10 protein-coding genes and 2 pseudogenes are annotated in these 15,192 nt (G+C 65.0%); 10 read left to right on the plus strand and 2 right to left on the minus strand.

What is annotated here, in order from left to right:
- The first annotated feature begins 120 nt into the window (after window positions 1-120).
- From nuoG to nuoN, 8 genes are read left to right on the plus strand one after another with little or no spacing between them, the layout of a single operon-like run.
- Window positions 121-2,835: an NADH-quinone oxidoreductase subunit NuoG gene (gene nuoG / locus IB273_RS06655; RefSeq protein ID WP_151187260.1), complete on the plus strand. Its 2,715-nt coding sequence runs from the start codon at window positions 121-123 to the stop codon at window positions 2,833-2,835.
- Complete coding sequence (gene nuoH / locus IB273_RS06660; protein WP_081520492.1) at window positions 2,832-3,821, plus strand: NADH-quinone oxidoreductase subunit NuoH; 990 nt, start codon at window positions 2,832-2,834, stop codon at window positions 3,819-3,821. The genes nuoG and nuoH overlap by 4 nt, the downstream gene beginning before the upstream one ends.
- 11 nt (window positions 3,822-3,832) lie before the next feature.
- A complete protein-coding gene (nuoI, locus tag IB273_RS06665; RefSeq protein WP_015477483.1) occupies window positions 3,833-4,381 on the plus strand; it encodes an NADH-quinone oxidoreductase subunit NuoI in 549 nt (182 codons plus the stop codon).
- An 11-nt stretch (window positions 4,382-4,392) separates the two neighbouring features.
- On the plus strand, window positions 4,393-4,893 hold the full coding sequence (nuoJ, locus tag IB273_RS06670; protein WP_017517115.1) for an NADH-quinone oxidoreductase subunit J: 501 nt from the start codon (window positions 4,393-4,395) through the stop codon (window positions 4,891-4,893).
- A 4-nt stretch (window positions 4,894-4,897) separates the two neighbouring features.
- Window positions 4,898-5,206, plus strand: coding sequence for an NADH-quinone oxidoreductase subunit NuoK (nuoK, locus tag IB273_RS06675; RefSeq protein WP_017517116.1), 309 nt, complete (start codon window positions 4,898-4,900; stop codon window positions 5,204-5,206).
- Window positions 5,203-7,050, plus strand: a complete 1,848-nt coding sequence (nuoL, locus tag IB273_RS06680) for an NADH-quinone oxidoreductase subunit L (RefSeq protein ID WP_192223613.1) — start codon at window positions 5,203-5,205, stop codon at window positions 7,048-7,050. Before nuoK ends, nuoL begins: the two co-directional genes overlap by 4 nt.
- A 28-nt stretch (window positions 7,051-7,078) precedes the next feature.
- Window positions 7,079-8,608, plus strand: a complete 1,530-nt coding sequence (nuoM, locus tag IB273_RS06685) for an NADH-quinone oxidoreductase subunit M (RefSeq protein WP_081520494.1) — start codon at window positions 7,079-7,081, stop codon at window positions 8,606-8,608.
- A 7-nt stretch (window positions 8,609-8,615) separates the two neighbouring features.
- Complete coding sequence (nuoN, locus tag IB273_RS06690; RefSeq protein WP_081520495.1) at window positions 8,616-10,079, plus strand: NADH-quinone oxidoreductase subunit NuoN; 1,464 nt, start codon at window positions 8,616-8,618, stop codon at window positions 10,077-10,079.
- Window positions 10,080-10,179: 100 nt separating this feature from the next.
- On the opposite strand, the gene IB273_RS06695 is transcribed toward nuoN, so the two are convergent.
- Complete coding sequence (locus tag IB273_RS06695; protein WP_192223614.1) at window positions 10,180-11,247, minus strand: AI-2E family transporter; 1,068 nt, start codon at window positions 11,245-11,247, stop codon at window positions 10,180-10,182.
- Window positions 11,248-11,339: 92 nt separating this feature from the next.
- On the minus strand, window positions 11,340-12,659 hold the full coding sequence (locus IB273_RS06700; RefSeq protein ID WP_138215489.1) for a Na+/H+ antiporter family protein: 1,320 nt from the start codon (window positions 12,657-12,659) through the stop codon (window positions 11,340-11,342).
- A gap of 514 nt (window positions 12,660-13,173) precedes the next feature.
- Here IB273_RS06700 and IB273_RS31855 point away from each other — a divergent pair.
- Both IB273_RS31855 and IB273_RS31860 read left to right on the plus strand, forming a co-directional pair.
- Window positions 13,174-14,241 (plus strand): annotated as a pseudogene (locus tag IB273_RS31855) (HAMP domain-containing protein); the annotation flags it as partial.
- 345 nt (window positions 14,242-14,586) lie between these two features.
- A pseudogene (locus IB273_RS31860) lies at window positions 14,587-15,099 on the plus strand (methyl-accepting chemotaxis protein); the annotation flags it as partial.
- Window positions 15,100-15,192: the final 93 nt, after the last annotated feature.

Here is a 15,192-nt window from a genome sequence, read left to right on the forward strand (position 1 = left end):
TCGCCGGGCGCTGCGCCCGGCGTTGTTTCGTTGTAGTGCCGCGGCGTGCCGCCGGCCCGATGAAACCGTGATTTCTATTAGCCACGCCCGCTGACAACGGGCCAACGAAGACTTAGACCCATGGCCACGATCCACGTAGACGGCAAGACGTTAGAAGTCGACGGAGCGGACAACCTGTTGCAGGCCTGCCTCTCCCTCGGTCTCGACATCCCCTACTTCTGCTGGCACCCGGCGCTCGGTAGCGTCGGCGCCTGCCGCCAGTGTGCGGTCAAGCAGTACACCGACGAGAACGACACCCGCGGTCGCATCGTCATGTCCTGCATGACTCCCGCCACCGACAACACCTGGATTTCCATCGAAGACGAAGAATCCAAGGCATTCCGTGCCAGCGTCGTCGAATGGCTGATGACCAACCACCCGCACGACTGCCCGGTCTGCGAGGAAGGCGGTCACTGCCACCTGCAGGACATGACGGTGATGACCGGCCACAACCAGCGCCGGTACCGCTTCACCAAGCGCACCCACCAGAACCAGGAACTCGGCCCGTTCATCGCCCACGAGATGAACCGCTGCATCGCCTGCTACCGCTGCGTCCGCTACTACAAGGACTACGCCGGCGGCACCGACCTGGGCGTCTATGGTGCGCACGACAATGTCTACTTCGGCCGTATCGAAGACGGTGTGCTCGAGAGCGAGTTCTCCGGCAACCTGACCGAGGTCTGCCCGACCGGCGTGTTCACCGACAAGACCCACTCCGAGCGCTACAACCGCAAGTGGGACATGCAGTTCGCCCCGAGCATCTGCCATGGCTGCTCCAGCGGCTGCAACATCAGCCCCGGCGAGCGTTACGGTGAAATCCGCCGCATCGAGAACCGCTACAACGGCTCGGTGAACCACTACTTCCTGTGCGACCGCGGCCGCTTCGGCTACGGCTACGTCAACCGCGAAGACCGCCCGCGCCAGCCGCAGCTGATGCTGAGCAAGCAGAAGCTCTCGCTGGACGGCGCCCTGGACCAGACCGCAGCGCTGCTCAAGGGCCGCAAGGTCATCGGCATTGGTTCGCCGCGCGCCAGCCTGGAAAGCAACTACGCCCTGTCCGCACTGGTCGGCGCGCAGAACTTCTACAGCGGCATCTCCGCTGACGAGCTGCAACGCCTGCAGCTGGTCCTGAAGGTGATGCAGGACGGCCCGCTGCCGGTGCCGACCATCCGTGACATCGAAGACCACGATGCGGTATTCGTGCTTGGCGAAGACCTGACCCAGACCGCTGCCCGTATCGCTCTGGCCCTGCGTCAGTCGGTCAAGGGCAAGGGCGAGGACATGGCCGCCGCGATGAAGATCCAGCCCTGGCTCGACGCCGCGGTGAAGACCATCGCCCAGCATGAGATGAACCCGCTGTTCATCGCCAGCCTGGATGAAACCCGCCTCGACGACGTAGCCGCCGAGTGCGTGCACGCCGCTACCGAAGACCTGGCGCGCCTGGGCTTCGCCGTGGCACACGCGATCGACTCGAGCGCTCCGGCCGTCGCCGGCCTCGACGCCGAAGCCGCCGCCCTCGCCCAGCGCATCGCCGATGCCCTGGTCGCCGCCAAGCGTCCGCTGGTCATCTCCGGCACCTCGCTGGGCAGCAACGCCCTGATCGAAGCCGCGGCCAACATCGCCAGCGCGCTGAAGAACCGCGAGAAGAACGGCTCCCTGAGCCTGGTCGTTCCGGAAGCCAACAGCCTGGGCCTCACCCTGTTCGGTGGCGCCTCGGTTGAAGCCGCCCTGGAGCAGCTGACCTCCGGCGCCGCCGATGCCGTGGTGATCCTGGAGAACGACCTGTACCGCCGCGCCGACGCTGCTGCTGTCGATGCCGCCCTGGCCGCCGCGAAGATCGTCGTCGTCGCCGATCACCAGCAGACCGCCACCAGCGCCAAGGCCACCGTCCTGCTGCCGGCCGCCAGCTTCGCCGAAGGCGATGGAACCCTGGTCAGCCAGGAAGGTCGCGCCCAGCGCTTCTTCCAGGTCTACGACCCGACCTACTACAACGCCGACATCCTGGTTCGCGAAGGCTGGCGCTGGCTGCATGCCCTGCACAGCACCCTCGAAGGCAAGCGTGTCGACTGGACCCAACTGGACCACGTGATCGACGCCGTCGTCGCTGCCAAGCCGCAACTGGCCGGCATCCGCGAAGCCGCACCGAACGCCGCGTTCCGCATCAAGGGTCTGAAGCTGGCGCGCGAGCCCCACCGCTACTCCGGCCGCACTGCCATGCGTGCCAACATCAATGTCAGCGAGCCGCGTCAGCCGCAGGACATCGACTCCGCGTTCGCCTTCTCCATGGAAGGCTACGCCGGCAGCGCCGAGCCGCGTCAGCAGATTCCGTTCGCCTGGTCCCCGGGCTGGAACTCCCCGCAGGCCTGGAACAAGTTCCAGGACGAAGTCGGTGGTCACCTGCGTGCCGGCGATCCGGGCGTACGCCTGATCGAGGCCAAGGGCGATGCCCTGTGGTTCAGCGAGATTCCTGCGCCGTTCCACACCGCCGCCAGCCAGTTCAAGGTGGTGCCCTTCTATCACCTGTTCGGCAGCGAGGAGAACTCCTCGAAAGCCGCCCCGGTGCAGGAGCGCATCCCGCAGACCTACGTCACCCTGGCCAAGGCCGAGGCTGACCGTCTGGGCGTGAACGAAGGCGCGATCATCCGCCTGACCGTCAAGGGCCAGGAACTGCGCCTGCCGCTGCGCGTGAGCGAAGAGCTCGGCGCCGGCCTGGTTGCCCTGCCGATCGGTCTGCAAGGCATTCCTGCCGGTGTCATCGGCGCTGTCGCTGAAGGTCTGCAGGAGGCTGCGCAATGAGTTGGCTGACACCCGCCATCGTCGACATCCTGATCGAGGTCATCAAAGCCATCGTCATCCTGCTCGCCGTGGTCGTCTGCGGCGCGCTGCTCAGCTGGGTCGAGCGTCGTCTGCTCGGCCTCTGGCAGGACCGCTACGGTCCGAACCGGGTCGGCCCCTTCGGTGCCTTCCAGCTCGGCGCCGACATGCTGAAGATGTTCTTCAAGGAAGACTGGACCCCGCCGTTCGCCGACAAGATGATCTTCACCCTCGCCCCCATGATCGCCATGGGTGCGTTGCTGGTGGCCTTCGCGGTCATCCCGATCACCCCGAACTGGGGCGTGGCGGACCTGAACATCGGCATCCTGTTCTTCTTCGCCATGGCTGGCCTGACCGTGTACGCGGTCCTGTTCGCCGGCTGGTCGAGCAACAACAAGTTCGCCCTCCTCGGCAGCCTGCGCGCCTCGGCCCAGACCATCTCCTACGAGGTGTTCCTGGCCCTGTCGCTGATGGGTATCGTCGCCCAGGTCGGTTCGTTCAGCCTGCGCGACATCGTCGAATACCAGGCCCAGCACGTGTGGTTCATCATTCCGCAGTTCTTCGGCTTCATGACCTTCTTCGTCGCCGGCGTCGCCGTGACTCACCGTCACCCGTTCGACCAGCCCGAAGCCGAGCAGGAACTGGCCGACGGTTACCACATCGAGTACGCCGGCATGAAATGGGGCATGTTCTTCGTCGGCGAGTACATCGGCATCGTGCTGGTGTCCGCGCTGCTGGCGACCCTGTTCTTCGGCGGCTGGCACGGTCCCTTCGGCATCCTGCCGCAGATCCCGTTCTTCTGGTTCGCCCTGAAAACCGGCTTCTTCATCATGATGTTCATTTTGCTGCGGGCCTCCATCCCACGCCCGCGCTATGACCAGGTGATGGCCTTCAGCTGGAAGTTCTGCCTCCCGCTGACCCTGATCAACCTGCTGGTGACCGGCGCTGTCGTGCTGGCCAGCCAGTAAGGAGTAGGACCATGATCAAGTACATTTTCGACGTGGTGCACGGCACCTACACCCAGCTGCGCAGCCTGGTGATGATCTTCGGTCACGCCTTCCGCAAGCGTGACACCCTGCAGTACCCGGAAGAGCCCGTGTACCTGCCGCCGCGATACCGTGGCCGCATCGTGCTCACCCGCGATCCCGACGGCGAGGAGCGCTGCGTTGCGTGCAACCTGTGCGCCGTGGCCTGCCCGGTCGGCTGCATCTCCCTGCAGAAGGCCGAGACCGACGACGGTCGCTGGTACCCCGAGTTCTTCCGCATCAACTTCTCCCGCTGCATCTTCTGCGGCCTGTGCGAAGAAGCCTGCCCGACCACCGCGATCCAGCTGACTCCGGATTTCGAGATGGGCGAGTTCAAGCGCCAGGACCTGGTCTACGAGAAGGAAGACCTGCTGATCTCCGGCCCCGGCAAGAATCCGGATTACAACTTCTACCGCGTTGCCGGCATGGCCATCGCCGGCAAGCCGAAAGGCGCCGCGCAGAACGAGGCCGAACCGATCAACGTCAAGAGCCTGCTGCCGTAAGGAGACGTCGCGTGGAATTCGCTTTCTACTTCGCCGCCGGCGTCGCCGTGCTGGCAACCTTCCGGGTCATCACCAACAGCAATCCGGTGCATGCCCTGCTCTACCTCATCATCTCGCTGCTCGCAGTCTCGATGACCTTCTTCAGCCTCGGCGCCCCGTTCGCCGGTGCCCTGGAAATCATCGTCTACGCCGGCGCGATCATGGTGCTGTTCGTCTTCGTGGTCATGATGCTCAACCTTGGCCCGGCGATTGCCGAGCAGGAGCGCAAGTGGCTCAAGCCCGGCGTCTGGATCGGCCCCGGCGCCCTGGCTGCCGTGCTGCTGGTCGAACTGCTGTGGATGCTCTCGCGCACTCCGAGCGGCATCGGCATCGGCCACACCACGGTGGACGCCAAGGCCGTGGGCATCAGCCTGTTCGGCCCGTACCTGCTGGTCGTCGAACTGGCCTCGATGCTGCTGCTGGCGGCACTGGTCGCCGCCTACCACCTCGGCCGCCACGAAGCGAAGGACTAACACCATGAATGCAATCCCTCTCGAACACGGACTGGCGCTCGCCGGTGTGCTGTTCTGCTTCGGCCTGGTGGGCCTGATGGTACGACGCAACATCCTGTTCGTACTGATGAGCCTGGAAGTGATGATGAACGCCGCCGCTCTGGCCTTCGTGGTCGGTGGCGCCCGCTGGGGCCAGCCTGACGGCCAGGTGATGTTCATCCTGGTGCTCAGCCTGGCTGCGGCCGAGGCCAGCATTGGCCTGGCGATCCTGCTCCAGCTGTATCGCCGCTTCCATACCCTCGATATCGACGCTGCCAGCGAGATGCGCGGATGAACCTGCTGCCCCTTACTTTCCTGTTCCCCCTGGTCGGCTTCCTGCTGCTCTCGTTCTCCCGTGGCAAGTGGTCGGAAAATCTCTCGGCACTGGTGGGTGTCGGCTCCGTGGGCCTCGCGGCCCTCTCCGCCTTCTGGGCGATCTGGAGCTTCCACAGCAACCCGCCCGAAGGTGGCGCCTACAGCCTGGTGCTGTGGCAATGGATGAGCGTTGGCGACTTCAAGACCAACTTCACCCTGTACCTGGACGGCCTGTCGGTCACCATGCTCGGCGTGGTCACCGGCGTCGGCTTCCTGATCCACCTGTTCGCCTCCTGGTACATGCGCGGTGAAACCGGCTACTCGCGTTTCTTCGCGTACACCAACCTGTTCATCGCCAGCATGCTGTTCCTGGTGCTGGGCGATAACCTGCTGTTCATGTACTTCGGCTGGGAAGGCGTGGGCCTCTGCTCCTACCTGCTGATCGGTTTCTATTACAACCACGTACCCAACGGCAACGCAGCGCTGAAGGCCTTCATCGTGACCCGCGTGGGTGACGTGTTCTTCGCCATCGGCATGTTCATCCTGTTCCAGCACCTGGGCACGCTGAACATCCAGGAGCTGCTGGTCCTGGCTCCGCAGCACTTCGCCAAGGGCGACCTGTGGATCACCCTCGCGACCCTGATGCTGCTCGGCGGCGCCGTCGGCAAATCCGCCCAGCTGCCGCTGCAGACCTGGCTGGCGGACGCGATGGCCGGCCCGACGCCGGTCTCCGCACTGATCCACGCCGCCACCATGGTGACCGCGGGCGTCTACCTGATCGCGCGCTGCCACGGCCTGTTCGAACTGGCTCCGAATGTCCTCGAGCTGGTGGGTATCATCGGCGCCGTGACCCTGGTCCTGGCCGGCTTCGCCGCCCTGGTGCAGACCGACATCAAGCGTATCCTCGCCTACTCGACCATGAGCCAGATCGGCTACATGTTCCTGGCCCTGGGCGTTGGCGCCTGGGGTGGCGCGATCTTCCACCTGATGACCCACGCCTTCTTCAAGGCCCTGCTGTTCCTTGCTTCGGGTGCGGTGATCGTCGCCTGCCACCACGAGCAGAACATCTTCAAGATGGGTGGTCTGTGGAAGAAACTGCCGCTGGCCTACGCGAGTTTCGTGGTCGGTGGTGCGGCCCTGTCCGCCCTGCCCTTCCTGACCGCCGGCTTCTACTCCAAGGACGAGATCCTCTGGGAAGCCTTCGCCAGCGGTCACCAGAACCTGCTGATCGCAGGGCTGGTCGGTGCGTTCATGACCTCGCTGTACACCTTCCGCCTGATCTTCATCGCCTTCCACGGTGAAGCGAAGACCGAAGCGCACGCCGGCCATGGCGTCAGCCACTGGCTGCCGCTGGGTGTCCTGATCGTGCTCTCCACCTTCATCGGCGCGCTGATCACTCCGCCGCTGGCCGGCGTCCTGCCGGAAAGCGCCGGTCACGCCGGTGGTGAAGCCAAGCACAGCCTGGAAATCGCCTCGGGCGCCATCGCCATCGCCGGTATCCTGCTGGCGGGCCTGCTGTTCCTCGGCAAGCGCCGCTTCGTCACTGCCGTCGCCCAGAGCGCACCGGGCCGCTTCTTCGGTACCTGGTGGCTGCATGCCTGGGGCTTCGACTGGCTGTACGACAAGCTGTTCGTGAAACCCTATCTGCTGATCTGCCGCCTGCTGGCCGCGGACCCGATCGACAAGACCCTGGTCCTGGTCCCGCTCACCGCCCGCGGTGGTCACAAACTCCTCAGCCTCACCGAGAACGGCCGCCTGCGTTGGTACGCCGCTTCCCTGGTGGGTGGCGCCGCGCTGCTCCTCGGCGCGCTGCTGCTGGCTTAATGAATTCACGAAAGAGATTGAGCCCGACATGATTCTGCCCTGGCTAATCCTGATCCCCTTCATCGGCGGCTTCCTTTGCTGGATCGCCGAGTACACCAGCAAGACCCTGCCCCGCTGGGTCGCCCTGGGATCGATGGTCCTCACCCTGGCGCTGAGCCTGTGGGTGTGGCACACCGGTGACTTCCAGCTCGCCCCGGCGCCCGGTGGCGAGCCGCAATGGACCCTGCAGTTCCAGGTGCCCTGGATCGAGCGCTTCGGCATCAGCGTACACCTGGCAATGGACGGCCTGTCCCTGCTGATGGTCGCGCTGACCGGCCTGCTCGGCGTGCTGTCCGTCCTCTGCTCGTGGAACGAGATCCAGCGTCGCATCGGCTTCTTCCACCTGAACCTGCTGTGGATCCTGGGCGGTGTGATCGGCGTGTTCCTGGCCGTCGACCTGTTCCTGTTCTTCTTCTTCTGGGAAATGATGCTGGTGCCGATGTACTTCCTCATCGCGCTCTGGGGTCATAGCTCGGACGATGGCAAGAAGACCCGCATCTACGCCGCCACCAAGTTCTTCATCTTCACCCAGGCCAGCGGCCTGGTGATGCTGGTGGCGATCCTGGGCCTGGTGTTCGTGCACTACAACAGCACCGGCGTCCTGACCTTCAATTACGCCGACCTGCTGAAGACCCAGCTGCCGCCGCACACCGAATGGCTGCTGATGCTCGGCTTCTTCGTCGCCTTCGCGGTGAAGATGCCGGTCGTGCCGGTACACTCCTGGCTGCCGGACGCCCACGCCCAGGCGCCGACCGCCGGTTCCGTGGACCTGGCCGGCATCCTGCTGAAGACCGCCGCCTACGGCCTGATCCGCTTCGCCCTGCCGCTGTTCCCCAACGCCTCGGCCGAGTTCGCCCCGATTGCCATGACCCTGGGTCTGATCGGCATCTTCTACGGCGCCTTCCTGTCGTTCGCACAGACCGACATCAAGCGCCTGGTGGCCTACTCCTCCGTGTCGCACATGGGCTTCGTGATGATCGGCATCTACTCCGGCAGCCCCCAGGCGCTGCAGGGTGTCGTCGTGCAGATGATCGCCCACGGCCTCTCCGCTGCCGCGCTGTTCATCCTGTGTGGCCAGCTGTACGAGCGCCTGCACACCCGTGACATGCGCAAGATGGGCGGCCTGTGGTCGCGCATCCCGTACCTGCCGGCCGTGGCCCTGTTCTTCGCCACCGCATCGCTGGGTCTGCCGGGCACCGGCAACTTCGTCGGCGAATTCCTGATCCTGCTGGGTAGCTTCAAGGTCGTTCCGGTGATCACCGTGATTGCCACCTTCGGCCTGGTGTTCGGTTCGGTCTACTCGCTGATCATGATCCACCGCGCCTACTTCGGCCCGGCCAAGTCCGACACCGCCATCGCCGGTCTGAACTTCCGCGAGCTCTCCATGGTGCTCGGCCTGGCGGTGCTGCTGATCGTGCTCGGCGTCTACCCGCAGCCGGTCCTCGACACCTCCGCGGCAACCATGCACGGCGTCCAGCAATGGCTGGGTGCCGCCCTCTCCACTCTGGCAGCACGGTAAGCGCGAAATGACCTTCACGATTCAACACTTCATCGCGCTCCTGCCACTGCTCATCACCAGCGCCACCCTGGTGGTGGTGATGCTCGCGGTAGCCTGGAAGCGTAACCACTCGATGGCCGCCACCCTCTCGGTGATCGGTCTGAACCTGGCCCTGCTGTCGATCATCCCGGTGCTGAAAGTCACCCCGATCGAAGTCACGCCGCTCATGGTGGTCGACAACTTCGCCTGCTTCTACATGGCCCTGATCCTCATCGGCGCCCTGGCCTGCACTACCCTCGCCCACGCCTACATGGAAAGCTTCCCGGGCAACCGCGAGGAACTGTACCTGCTGCTCCTGCTCTCCACCGCAGGCGGCCTGGTACTGGTCAGCGCGCAGAACCTGGCCGGTCTGTTCATCGGTCTGGAGCTGCTGTCGGTTCCGGTCTACGGCATGGTGGCCTACGCCTTCTTCAACAAGCGCACCCTGGAAGCGGGCATCAAGTACACCGTACTGTCCGCCGCCGGCTCCGCGTTCCTGCTGTTCGGCATGGCCCTGCTCTACGCCGAGTCCGGCAACCTGGGCTTCTCCGCCATCGGTGCCTCGCTGGCCGAAGGCACCAGCCACGGTCCGCTGCTGGCCATCGGCGTCGGCATGATGGTCGTCGGCCTGGGCTTCAAGCTGTCCCTGGCGCCGTTCCACCTGTGGACCCCGGACGTCTACGAAGGCGCGCCGGCTCCGGTCGCCACCTTCCTGGCCACCACCGCCAAGGTCGCCGTGTTCGCCGTGCTGCTGCGCCTGTTCCAGATCGCTCCCGCGGCCCTGAACAACGGCCTGCTGCATGACGCCATCGCAGTAATCGCCGTCGCCTCGATCCTGATCGGCAACCTGCTGGCGCTGACCCAGAGCAACATCAAGCGCCTGCTGGGCTACTCGTCCATCGCCCACTTCGGCTATCTGCTGATCGCCCTGGTGGCGAGCAAGGGTCTGGCCGTGGAAGCGGTCGGCGTCTACCTGACCACTTACGTCGTCACCACCCTGGGCGCCTTCGGCGTGGTCACCCTGATGTCCACCCCGTACAGCGGCCGCGACGCCGACGCGCTGTTCGAATACCGCGGTCTGTTCTGGCGCCGTCCGGTGCTGACCGCGGTAATGACCGTGATGATGCTGTCCCTGGCCGGCATCCCGCTGACCGCCGGCTTCATCGGCAAGTTCTACATCGTCGCCACCGGTGTCGAGTCCCAGCACTGGTGGCTGGTCGGCGCCCTGGTACTGGGCAGCGCCATCGGCCTGTTCTACTACCTGCGCGTCATGGTCACCATGTTCCTGGTCGAGCCGAACATGAAGCGCCACGACGCGCCCCTGGACTGGGCCCAGCGCGCCGGCGGCATCATGCTGGTAGCCATCGCCCTGCTCGCCTTCTTCCTCGGCGTCTACCCGCAACCGCTGCTGGACATCCTCCAGCACAGCGGCCTGGTAGCCATCGCCGGCTAAGGTCGACAGGCAACAAAAAACCCCGCTTCGGCGGGGTTTTTCATTCGGCGGATTTATTGCCGTGAGGCGTTGCGGCTTTTCGTAGGATGGGTGCTCTGCCCTACTCTGCCGGCTTGGCTGCTTCGCCTTCACGACCGGTGAACAGATCCCACGAGGCCATGAACAGCGCCGCGATCAGCGGGCCGATGACGAAGCCGTTGAGGCCGAACAGCGACATGCCGCCGAGGGTGGAGATCAACACCACGTAGTCGGGCATCTTGGTGTCCTTGCCCACCAGGATAGGGCGCAGGATGTTGTCCACCAGGCCGATCACCACCACGCAGAACAGCGTCAGCACCACGCCCTGCCAGATCGCTCCGGTGAGCAGGAAGTAAGTCGCTACCGGCACCCAGATCAGCCCCGCGCCAATTGCCGGCAGCAGCGAGAGGAAGGCCATCAGCGTGCCCCAGAGCAACGAGCCCTGGATGCCTAGGAACCAGAAGATCAGCCCGCCCAGCGCGCCCTGGGTCGCAGCGACGGCGATGTTGCCCTTCACCGTGGCGCGGATCACCGTGGTGAACTTGGCGAACAGGTGCTGCTTGTGCTCCACGCTCAGCGGCACCGCCTGCTTGATGCGACGCCCCAGCGTCGGGCCGTCGCGCAGGAGGAAGAACAGCAGGTACAGCATGATGCCGAAGCTGATGACGAACTCGAAGGTGTTCTGGCCGATGCTGAAGGCCTTGGTGGCCACCAGTTGGCTGGCCTGCATCGCGCCCGCCGAGAGCTTTTCCTGCAGGCTGGACAGGTCCGCCAGGTCGAAGCGCTCCAGCAGCTGATGCGCCCAGCCCGGCAGCGCAGCGACTGCCTGCTGGTAGTAGGCGATGAAGTTCAGCTCACCGGACTTCAGCCGCTGGTAGACGGTCGCCCCCTCCTGCACCAGCGCGCCGGCGATGAAGGTCACCGGCAGGATCACGATCAGGAAGCAAACGGCGAGGGAAAGCAGCGCGGCGAGGTTGTTGCGCCCATTGAGCTTCACCCGCAGGCGGCGCTGCAGGGGCGCGAAGATGATCGCCAGGATGGTGCCCCAGAAGACCGCCCCGTAGAAAGGCAGCAGGATCCAGCCGAAGGCGAGCGTCACCACCAGCAGCAGGGCGAGGAACGTCCGGTATTCCAGTTTCGATTCGAACATGAGCGGGTCCATGGATGGATAAACCTGCTCATTAGTCAGCAGTTGCCCCGCCAAGTGCAACTTTCAGCGCGCGTTCCGTGCGCGCGAGCGCTCTAGAGCACCATTGCGGCCACCCAGCCGAATACCAGCAGCGGCAGGTTGTAGTGCAGGAAGGTCGGCACCACGGTGTCCCAGATATGGTTGTGCTGGCCGTCTACGTTCAGGCCCGAGGTCGGGCCGAGGGTGGAGTCCGAGGCCGGCGAGCCCGCATCGCCCAATGCGCCCGCAGTCCCCACGATGCTGACGATGGCCAGCGGGCTGAAGCCCAGGTGCACCGCCAGCGGCACGAAGATCGCTGCAATGATCGGCACCGTGGAGAACGACGAACCGATGCCCATGGTCACCAGCAGGCCCACCAGCAGCATCATGAAGGCGCCCAGCGCCTTGCTGCTGCCGATCCAGCCGGCGGCGCTGTCCACCAGGCTGGCGACCTGCCCGGTGGCGGTCATCACTGCAGCGAAACCCTGGGCGGCGATCATGATGAAGCCGATCATGGCCATCATCTTCATGCCTTCGGTGAACAGGTCGTCCGCTTCCTTCCAGCGCACCACGCCGGACAGCGAGAACACCAGAAAGCCCACCAGCGCGCCGAGGATCATCGAATCCAGCAGCAGTTGCACGGCAAAGGCCGCCGCGACCGCGACGCCCGCCACCACCAGGCTCATCCTGCTGTACGGCGTATCGACCCGCTCGGCCTGCTCGATACGTTCGAGGTCGTAGTCACGCTTGCGCCGGTAGCTGAAGAGCACCGCGATCAGCAGGCCGCAGACCATGCCCAGCGCCGGAATCAGCATGGCATGGGTAACGTTGATGCCCTGCACGTCGACGCCCGCGCGGGCCACGTTGGCCAGCAGAATCTGGTTCAGGAAGATGTTGCCGAAACCCACCGGCAGAAACATGTAGGGGGTGATCAGGCCGAAGGTGATGACGCAGGCAATCAGCCGGCGGTCGATCTGCAGGCGCGTCAGCACATAGAGCAGCGGTGGCACCAGCAGAGGGATGAAGGCGATGTGGATCGGCAGGATATTCTGCGAGGAGATCGCCACCACCAGCAGCAGGCCGACCATCATCCACTTGAAGCCATTGGAGCCATTCGCCTCGTGGCGGCCGAGCATCGCCAGGGCGCGATCGGCCAGCGCGTGCGCCATTCCGGAGCGCGCGATGGCCACGGCAAAGGCGCCGAGCATGGCGTAGGACAGCGCCACCGTCGCACCGGCGCCCAGGCCTTCGTTGAACGCCTTGAGCGTGCCGTCCATGCCCAGGCCGCCCAGCAAACCACCGGCCACCGCGCCGGCGATCAATGCGACCACCACATGCACGCGACACAGGCTCAGCACCAGCATCAGGCCAATGGCGATCAGCACCGCATTCATCTTCACCACCCCTCTCACGGATTGCCCCGCCTGTGCGCGGGCAAAAAAGGCGCGCACTCTGCCAAACCCCTGGCGGGGTGTCAAAACCTGTGTCGAATCAGGACGTTTCCGAAATCAACTGGGCGGGATTTTCACCGTAGTGCGCACGTTTTTTGCCTTAAAGTCGCCGCCCGTCGTAACGGCACGCCAGAATCGCCTGTTTTCCGGCGTTTCGCCCCGTCACGGGTCAAGAAGATGCGGGAAAGGCCGATATATCGGGCATCCCAGGGCTTAGTTCAAACAAGGATTCCCCTCCATGCTGCTGCGCCGTCTCTCCATCCAGTGGAAGATCACGTTGCTTGCCGGGCTGTGTCTGCTCGGCGTCGTCTCGCTGCTCTCCGGCCTGTCCGTCTACCGCACGCAAACCAGCACCGCGCTGGTCAAGCAATCGAGCACCGAAATGCTCGATGAGGCGGCCAAGGCCCGCCTGCAATCGCGCGGCGAAGTCCAGGCCATGCGTATCCAGCGCTACATCATGGATGCCTACCAGTACGGCAAGGGCTTCTCGCGGCAGGTACTGTTCCTGCGCGACCAGGCGCAGAAGCGCTTCCTTGACGCCTATGACCTGCGCGAAGACCTGACCCGCCAGGTGAAGACCGCGCTGGAAGGCAACCCGGAGCTGCTGGGCCTCTATGTCGCCTTCGAACCCGATGCGCTGGACGGCAAGGACAAGCTCTTCGCCGGCCAGGGCGAGCTGGGCAGTAACGACGCTGGACGCTTCTCCATCTACTGGTCGCAGGCCACCCCGGGCCACCTGGAATCCGAAGCCATGGCCGAGTCGCTGCTGCAGGACACCAGCCCCGGCCCGAGCGGCAGCGCCTACAACGCCTGGTTCACCTGCCCCAAGACCACCGGCCAGCCCTGCGTACTTGACCCGTACTTCGACGACGTCGGCAACAAGCGCATGCTGATGACCAGCATCGCCTTCCCGCTGGAACTGGACGGCAAGGTCATCGGCGTCATGGGCCTGGACATCAGCATGGAGAAGCTGCAGGAAATCAGCGTCGAAGGCAGCCAGGAGCTGTACGACGGCCAAGGTCGCGTCAGCATCGTCAGCGCCGCTGGCCTGCTCGCCGGGCACAGCGCGGACGCCTCCAAACTGAGCAAGAACCTCAAGGAGGTCTACCCCAACCAGGGCGCCGACCTGCTGCAGGCCATCGCCGCCAACCATGAGCAGGTGTTCCGCCAGGACGACCAGCTGCGCGTGGTCGAGCCGCTGCAACCGATCCCCGGCTCCAAGCCCTGGGGCGTGCTGCTGGAAGTCCCGCAAAATGTCCTGCTCGGCCCGGCCATCGAGTTGCAGAACGAACTGGACAACCAGCGCGTGCAAGGCACCGTCTCGCAACTCGGCTTCGGCCTGGTTGCCATCCTGATCGGCCTGTTCGCCATGTGGCTCACCGCCCGCGGTGTGACCCGGCCGATCCTCAACGTCGCCGCCATGCTGCGCAACATTGCCAGCGGCGAAGGCGACCTGACCAAACGCCTGGACTACAGCGGCAAGGACGAGCTGGGTGAACTGGCCGGCTGGTTCAACCGCTTCCTCGACAAGCTGCAGCCGATCATCCGCGACGTGAAGTCCTCGGTGCAGGACGCCCGCGCCACTGCCGACCAATCCTCGGAAATCGCCAGCCAGACCAGCGCCGGCATGCAGCAGCAATTCCGCGAAGTCGACCAGGTAGCCACAGCCTCCCAGGAAATGAGCGCCACCGCCCATGACGTCGCCAACAGCGCCGCCATGGCCGCCGATGCCGCCCGTGGCGCCGACGGCGCGACCCGCGATGGCTTGAGCGTGATCGACAACACCACCCGCCTGATCGACGAACTGGCCAGCGACATGAGCAGCGCCATGAGCCAGGTGGAAGGGCTGGCGGCGAGCAGCGAGCAGATCGGCTCGGTGCTGGAAGTGATCCGCGGCATCGCCGAGCAAACCAACCTGCTGGCGCTCAATGCCGCCATCGAAGCGGCCCGCGCCGGTGAGGCCGGGCGCGGCTTCGCGGTGGTCGCCGACGAGGTACGCAACCTCGCCAAGCGCACCCAGGATTCGGTAGAGGAAATCCGCCAGGTCATCGAAGGCCTGCAGAACGGCACCCGCGAGGTAGTCGGCGCCATGAACAACAGCCACCGCCAGGCGCAGGACAGCGTGAACCAGGTCGAACAGGCCGTGGCCGCGCTGAAGCGCATTGGCGACGCCGTGGGTGTGATCACCGACATGAACCTGCAGATCGCCAGCGCCGCCGAGGAACAGAGCGCAGTGGCCGAGGAGATCAATCGCAACGTCGCTGGCATCCGTGACGTCACCGAATCGCTGTCCAGCCAGGCGCAGGAATCGGCGCAGGTCAGCCAGTCGCTGAACAAGCTGGCGAACCATCAGCAGGGGCTGATGGATCAGTTCCGCGTTTGATGCCGACCTTCAGTGCTCGGGCTTTTCCCTCACCCCAACCCTCTCCCAGAGGGAGAGGGGGCAGCCCGTAGCGCTCGGTAAGCTTGTCGTTCT

Origin of the sequence: Pseudomonas sp. PDM19 (genome assembly GCF_014852215.1) — a bacterium.
Classification (GTDB): domain Bacteria; phylum Pseudomonadota; class Gammaproteobacteria; order Pseudomonadales; family Pseudomonadaceae; genus Pseudomonas.

What these genes read in the sequence shown, in the direction of transcription:
- nuoG (WP_151187260.1), top strand. Translation starts at nt 121, where the DNA reads ATGGCCACGATCCACGTAGACGGCAAGACGTTAGAAGTCGACGGAGCG.
- nuoH (WP_081520492.1), top strand. Translation starts at nt 2,832, where the DNA reads ATGAGTTGGCTGACACCCGCCATCGTCGACATCCTGATCGAGGTCATC.
- nuoI (WP_015477483.1), top strand. Translation starts at nt 3,833, where the DNA reads ATGATCAAGTACATTTTCGACGTGGTGCACGGCACCTACACCCAGCTG.
- nuoK (WP_017517116.1), top strand. Translation starts at nt 4,898, where the DNA reads ATGAATGCAATCCCTCTCGAACACGGACTGGCGCTCGCCGGTGTGCTG.
- nuoL (WP_192223613.1), top strand. Translation starts at nt 5,203, where the DNA reads ATGAACCTGCTGCCCCTTACTTTCCTGTTCCCCCTGGTCGGCTTCCTG.
- nuoM (WP_081520494.1), top strand. Translation starts at nt 7,079, where the DNA reads ATGATTCTGCCCTGGCTAATCCTGATCCCCTTCATCGGCGGCTTCCTT.
- nuoN (WP_081520495.1), top strand. Translation starts at nt 8,616, where the DNA reads ATGACCTTCACGATTCAACACTTCATCGCGCTCCTGCCACTGCTCATC.
- IB273_RS06695 (WP_192223614.1), bottom strand. Translation starts at nt 11,247, where the DNA reads ATGTTCGAATCGAAACTGGAATACCGGACGTTCCTCGCCCTGCTGCTG.
- IB273_RS06700 (WP_138215489.1), bottom strand. Translation starts at nt 12,659, where the DNA reads ATGAATGCGGTGCTGATCGCCATTGGCCTGATGCTGGTGCTGAGCCTG.